At 60.6% G+C, this 6,057-nt stretch carries 4 protein-coding genes, 1 tRNA gene and 2 pseudogenes; 2 read left to right on the forward strand and 5 right to left on the reverse strand.

Annotated elements, in window-relative coordinates; all coding sequences use genetic code 11:
- Positions 1 to 24 precede the first annotated feature (24 nt).
- Positions 25 to 120 (forward strand): annotated as a pseudogene (locus B3V69_RS11365) (hypothetical protein); the annotation flags it as partial.
- Positions 121 to 167: 47 nt separating this feature from the next.
- Here the strand turns inward: B3V69_RS11365 and B3V69_RS11370 are convergent.
- Positions 168 to 827: pseudogene (locus B3V69_RS11370) on the reverse strand (IS256 family transposase); the annotation flags it as partial.
- Between the two features lie 46 nt (positions 828 to 873).
- Between B3V69_RS11370 and B3V69_RS11375 the strand changes: the two are divergent.
- Entirely contained in the window at positions 874 to 1,434 is a 561-nt protein-coding gene (locus tag B3V69_RS11375; RefSeq protein WP_296446606.1) for a hypothetical protein, read from the forward strand.
- A gap of 276 nt (positions 1,435 to 1,710) precedes the next feature.
- Here B3V69_RS11375 and B3V69_RS11380 read toward each other — a convergent pair.
- The 4 genes from B3V69_RS11380 to B3V69_RS11395 form a co-directional block, all read right to left on the reverse strand.
- Positions 1,711 to 1,786, reverse strand: a tRNA-Thr gene (locus tag B3V69_RS11380).
- Positions 1,787 to 1,811: 25 nt separating this feature from the next.
- Positions 1,812 to 2,816, reverse strand: a complete 1,005-nt coding sequence (locus B3V69_RS11385) for a class 1 fructose-bisphosphatase (protein WP_296446608.1) — start codon at positions 2,814 to 2,816, stop codon at positions 1,812 to 1,814.
- 83 nt (positions 2,817 to 2,899) lie between these two features.
- Positions 2,900 to 5,635, reverse strand: a complete 2,736-nt coding sequence (gene pepN, locus B3V69_RS11390) for an aminopeptidase N (protein WP_296446609.1) — start codon at positions 5,633 to 5,635, stop codon at positions 2,900 to 2,902.
- Positions 5,636 to 5,719: 84 nt separating this feature from the next.
- A partial coding sequence (locus B3V69_RS11395; RefSeq protein ID WP_296446611.1) for a peptide chain release factor-like protein occupies positions 5,720 to 6,057 on the reverse strand: 338 nt, incomplete at its 5' end.

Below are 6,057 nucleotides of genomic sequence, written 5' to 3' on the forward strand. Positions count from 1 at the left end.
TACATCATGGGCGAGAACCCGGCTATGAGCGACCCCGACTTGAACCACGCACGCCATGCGCTGGCGAGTCTGGAGCACCTGGTGGTGCAAGATATTTTTATGACCGAGACTGCCTGGCTCGCCGACGTGGTATTGCCCGCAACGGCCTGGCCAGAGAAAACCGGCACGGTCACCACCTGCAGCCAGAACTTGGCGCCTTCCGTTTGGGCCATCCACAGGCCCAGCACCTCCTTGAGGCCGTCCAGGTTGACTCCAATGGCCAGGTACAGGGCCTTGACCCGGACTGCTCCGTTGTCGCGCACCTTGACGTGGATGCAGTCCATGTAGACGATGGGGTACAGCGCATCGAGCGGGCGCGACTGCCAGGCTTTCACCTCGTCCATGACGGCATCGGTCACCGATGAAATCAAGGTGGGCGAAACCTCTGCGCCGTACATTTCCTGCAGGTGGCTTTGAATCTCGCGTACGGTCATGCCACGGGCGTACAGCGACAGTATCTTGTCGTCAAAGCCGCTCCAGCGGGTCTGGTGCTTGGTGATGATTTGCGGCTCGAAGGTGCCAGCGCGGTCGCGGGGAATCTCAATGGGCAATTCGCCAAAGTCGCCCTTGAGTGTTTTCTTACTGCGTCCGTTGCGGGTGTTGCCAGCCTCGTTGGCGACCAGCTGATTCTTGCCGTGCCCCAGGTGGTCAGTCAATTCTGCTTGCAGTGCCCGCTCGACCAGCGCCTTGGTGAGCTGCTTCAACAGGCCGTTCTGGCCGATCAAGTCTTCGGGCTTTTTGTAGTCCGCCAGCAGTGCGTCAATCAGGTCGTTGGGTAAGGGTTTCATTTCTACGGTCATCATTGCTCCATGCAAGAAAGCAGTTTCCTGCCAAATGACCGTTTACACAAAACTTCTTACACCCTCTGGCCGTCAGCCACAAATTGCTAGTGAACCGTGGGAGGGCATCTGGTTTACAGCTCTAAAGACTTATGAAGAAATCGCATGTGGTCCTGACAGTACCGCCGATAGTATTGAGTTCTTCAGGCGTCTTGACGCTGGATTCTCCGCTGCAGGAAGAAAAGCGGCGTCCCACATTGGCCCCATACGGGTAGATGATTATTTACCATTTCTTATTGCTATTCGGAAAATTGTTGAACTCAATGACTCTATTGAAAACCGCATCGACAAGCTTCGTGAGATGCTATCGGTGTGTGAATGGCAAGAATTCCTGGACAGGCATGGCGGGACAGAAAAAATTGTTCAATATTTTTTTCCCATTTTTATGAATCTGGCCGATGATTTAGATACGCCAAATCGAATTGCCGCCGCATCCGATGAAACGCTATTGGCTATCAAGGGTATTGGGCCTGCAAAGCTGAAAGCCATACGTGAGCGCTGCGCTTGTGTAACCGAGAATCGCGACGCCGATAGATTGGACCGCGTGCTTAGGTGATTCTGGCGAGGCGTGCTGGTTTTCTTTTGACCGGGGCTGATGCCTGCGATTGCCGACAACACCGCCGAATTTCCGCGCAATAGGTTCGCACTGTGGCGATGGCGTGGGGGAGTATGCGAAGCGCCGGGCAATTGGCACAGTCAGACCATGCCCGGCTGCTGGCGCTGGGCTTCTATCTGGCGCTGTATTTGGGCAAGTTGCCTACAGATTGCCTACAACTCCACCAAATAGAAAGGGTCTGCTACTAATTAAATAGCAGCAAACCCTTATATCTATTGGTGCCGGAGAGATGAATCGAACACCCGACCTTCTCATTACGAATGAGCTGCTCTACCGACTGAGCTACACCGGCTTTAGCTTTCCATTATAGCCCGAGCTCAGGCCTCGCTGTGGTAGCGGGTGACGCGTTCCACTTCGTTTTTGGAGCCCAGAATCACGCTCACGCGCTCGTGCAGTTGGGTGGGCTGGATGTCCAGAATGCGTTGTTTGCCGTTGGTGGCGGCGCCGCCGGCTTGTTCAATGAGCCAGCTCATGGGGTTGGCTTCATACATCAGGCGCAGCTTGCCGGGTTTGTTGGGTTCGCGCTTGTCCCACGGGTACATGAAGACACCGCCGCGCGTCAGGATCCGATGCACGTCGGCCACCATGCTGGCGATCCAGCGCATGTTGAAGTCTTTGCCGCGTGGGCCTTCCTTGCCTTGCAGGCATTCGTCGATGTAGCGCTTCACCGGCGCGTCCCAGTGCCGCATATTGCTCATGTTGATGGCAAATTCCTGGGTGTTTTCGGGAATGCGCACGTCTTCCTCGGTCAGGATGAAGGAGCCCTGTTCGCGGTCCAGCGTGAACATGGCGACACCGTCGCCCACGGTCAGCACCAGGGTGGTTTGCGGCCCGTAGACGCAGTAGCCAGCCGCCACCTGCTTGCAGCCTGCCTGCAAGAAGTCCTGTTCGGAGACGCCCGTGCCTTCAGGCTTGAGCAGCACGCTGAAGATGGTGCCGATGCTCACGTTCACTTCGATGTTGCTGGAGCCGTCCAGCGGATCGAACAGCAACAGGTACTCACCCTGCGGGTAGCGGTTGGGCACCACGTAGATGCCCTCCATTTCTTCACTGGCCATGGCCGCCAGGTGGCCGCCCCATTCGTTGGCTTCGATCAGCACTTCGTTGGCGATGATGTCGAGCTTTTTCTGCATCTCGCCCTGCACGTTTTCGCTGCCCGCACTGCCCATCACGTCGCCCAAAGCGCCCTTGTTGACGGCCTGGCTGATGCTCTTGCAGGCGCGGGCCACCACTTCAAGCAGCAGGCGCAACTGGGACGGAATATGGCCGTCCATGCGTTGCTGCTCCACCAGGTAGCGGGTGAGGGAAATTCGGGATGACATAAATGCCTTTCTGCCGTTCGCCCTGAGCTTGTCGAAGGGCGGTGGCGGTTAATGGGCTTCGACAGGCTCAGCCCGAACGGTTGTTAGTCGGCCAGGGCGCGGCTGACCACTTCGCGCACGTCGTTGCTCAAATCGGTTTTGGCAGCGACGCGGGCGATGGCTTCGCGGGCCGCGCTGCGGTAGGGTTCAGCCAGCTTTTTCCAGCGGTCCAGGGCGCGCGCCAAGCGGGCGGCCACTTGCGGGTTGATGCTGTCGAGCTCCACCACGCGCTCGCTCCAGAACACATAGCCGGCTGCATCCGCGCGGTGGAACGCGCCGGGGTTGGCGTTGCAGTAGCTGAAGATCACGCTGCGCGCGCGGTTCGGGTTGCGCATGCTGAAGTCGGGGTGGGTCATCAGCTGACGCACCGCGGGCAGCACCTGGCCGCCACGGTCGCAGGCGCCGGCCTGCAGCGCAAACCATTTGTCCAGCACCAGATCTTCGTTTTTGAACTGGCTGTAAAAACGCGCCAGCGCTGGTTCGGCCAGCGCATGGCCGCTGGCCAGCAGCGCGTGCAGCGCGCCGGCGCGCTCGGTCATGTTGTTGGCGTCCTTGAAGCGTTGGTAGGCCTTGCCCGGCCAGAGGGTGTCGGCGCTGTCCCGTGCCGCCAGGCAAAGCTGACCCAAGGCCATGCCCGCCAGCGCGCGACGACCGGCTGACAGGGCATCGGGCCGGTAGCTGCCGTTGTCGCTGTGCGCCTCGAAAGCCCACTGCCAGTCGGCGGCCAGTGCCGTGGCCAGCTGCGCGCGCATGGCTTCGCGCACCGCATGAATGCGCTGCGGGTCCACCACGTCGAGCTGCTCGGCGATGTAGGTCTCGGACGGCAGTGTGAGCACCAGTTCCTTGAAGGCCGCATCCAGCGCCGGATGCCGCAGCACGCTGCGCATGGCCTCGAGGTAGGTATCATTCAGCGGTGTAGCCCTCGTCGATAGGTCGTCTCCAGCTATTGATTTGATAGCGCTTCGCAGCGCCAGCCGCTGCCCGGCTTCCCAGCGGTTGAAGGGGTCGGGATCGAAGGCCAGCAGCGTCAGCAGCTGGGTGTCGCTGTAGTCAAAGTCCAGCAGCACGGGCGCGGTGAAGCCGCGCAGGATGGAGGGCACCGGCTCCTCGTCCACGTGGACGAAAGTGATGGATTCGTTGGCCTGTGTCATCACAAACAGGTGCTTGTCCGAGGTGGCGTCGGCGCTGCCTTGCAACTGCAGGGGCAGGGCGGCGCCGTGGCTGCCGACCAGTCCGAGCGCGACCGGAATCACAAAGGGCTCTTTGGCCAGTTGGTCGGGGGTGAGCGCGCAGCTCTGGCTGAAGTTCAGGGTGTAGGTCTTCTCTTGCGCGTCGTACTGGCCCGTGGCGGCCAGCCGGGGCGTGCCGGCCTGACTGTACCAGCGCTTGAATTGGGGCAGCAGGCGGGCCAGCGCCGAGTCCGGGTTGGCGTCGGCAATGGCCTGTGCGAAATCGTCGCAGGTCACGGCCTGGCCGTCGTGGCGGGCGAAGTACTGCGTCATGCCCTTGGCAAAACCATCCCGACCCATGGGGTCGTTCGAGCTGGCGACCAAGGTCTGCATCATGCGCACCACCTCGGCGCCTTTTTCGTAAATGGTGACGGTGTAGAAGTTGTTGATCTCGATGTAGCTGTCGGGCCGCACCGGGTGCGCCATCGGGCCGGCGTCTTCCGGGAATTGGGCGGTGCGCAGCACACGCACGTCTTCGATGCGCTTGACGGCGCGGGCGGAAGGCGCGCTGCACAAGTCCATGCTGAATTCCTGGTCGCGGAACACGGTCAGGCCTTCTTTCAGGCTGAGCTGGAACCAGTCGCGGCAGGTGACGCGGTTGCCGGTCCAGTTGTGAAAATACTCGTGGCCGACCACGCTCTCGATGTTGGAATAGTCCGCATCGGTGGCAGTGGCCTGGTTCGCCAGCACGTACTTGGTGTTGAAGATGTTGAGGCCCTTGTTCTCCATGGCGCCCATGTTGAAGTCGCTGGTGGCGACGATCATGAAGCGCTCCAGATCGAGCGCCAGACCAAAACGCGCTTCGTCCCACACCACCGAGGCCATCAGCGAGTTCATGGCGTGTTCGGTTTTGTCCATGTCGCCGGGGCGCACATAGACCTGCAATAAATGCTCTTTGCCGCCGCGCGAGGTGATGCGCTGCTCGCGGCACACCAGCTGGCCGGCCACCAGCGCGAACAGGTAGGACGGTTTCTTGTGCGGGTCGACCCAGGTCGCAAAATGGCGGCCTTCATTGCCCGCGCCTTCCAGCAGGCCCTGGGCGATCAGGTTGCCGTTGCTCAGGAGCACCGGGTATTTCTGTTTGTCGGCGCGCAGCGTCACGGTGTAGCTGGCCATCACATCGGGACGGTCCAGGAAATACGTGATGCGGCGAAAGCCCTCGGCTTCACACTGGGTGAAGAACGAGTCGTTGCTGACATACAGACCCGTCAAACTGGTGTTCTTGAGCGGGGCGCAGGTGGTGAAAATCTCCAGCTCAAATACGCCTTCGGTCGGCAGGTTGTCCAGCACCAGCTGGTTGCCGTCCATCTTGAACGAGGCGCCCTGGCCGTTGACCAGCACGCGCGCCAGGTTGAGCTCTTCGCCGTCCAGCTTCAGGGGCTGCGCCGGCACCTCCGGGTTGCGGCGCAGCGTCATCTTGTTGAGCACGCGGGTCTTGGCCGGGTCCAGGTCAAAGGTCAGGTTGACGCTGTCAATCCAGAACGCGGGCGGTGCGTAGTCGGCGCGGCGGATCACGGTGGCCGGGCCAAAGCCATCACGAAGTAGCAACATGCAGGTTCTCCAAAAATTTCGAATTCATTAACTCAAGGCAGCCGCGCACGCTGGCGACCCCTTGCCGGGCGTTCAAGGGCTTCACTACACGCCCTGCTTCAACGACGCTTCAATGAACTGGTCGAGGTCGCCGTCCAGCACCTTCTGCGTGGCCGAGGTCTCGTAGTTGGTGCGCAAGTCCTTGATGCGGCTGTTGTCCAGCACATACGAGCGAATCTGGTGGCCCCAGCCGACATCGGTCTTGGAATCTTCCAGTTTTTGCTGCTCTTCCTGCTGCTTGCGCATCTCGAAGTCGTACAGGCGCGAACGCAGGCGCTTCCAGGCCACATCGCGGTTGCCGTGCTGGCTGCGGCCGTCCTGGCACTGCACCACGATGCCGGTTGGGAGGTGGGTCAGACGCACCGCCGAGTCGGTCTTGTTGA

This window comes from Rhodoferax sp. UBA5149 (assembly GCF_002413825.1).
GTDB lineage: Bacteria > Pseudomonadota > Gammaproteobacteria > Burkholderiales > Burkholderiaceae_C > Rhodoferax.

Bases quoted from the DNA above. Each gene is read 5' to 3' on its own strand.
- B3V69_RS11375 (WP_296446606.1), top strand. From the start codon at position 874: ATGACCGTTTACACAAAACTTCTTACACCCTCTGGCCGTCAGCCACAA.
- B3V69_RS11385 (WP_296446608.1), bottom strand. From the start codon at position 2,816: ATGTCATCCCGAATTTCCCTCACCCGCTACCTGGTGGAGCAGCAACGC.
- pepN (WP_296446609.1), bottom strand. From the start codon at position 5,635: ATGTTGCTACTTCGTGATGGCTTTGGCCCGGCCACCGTGATCCGCCGC.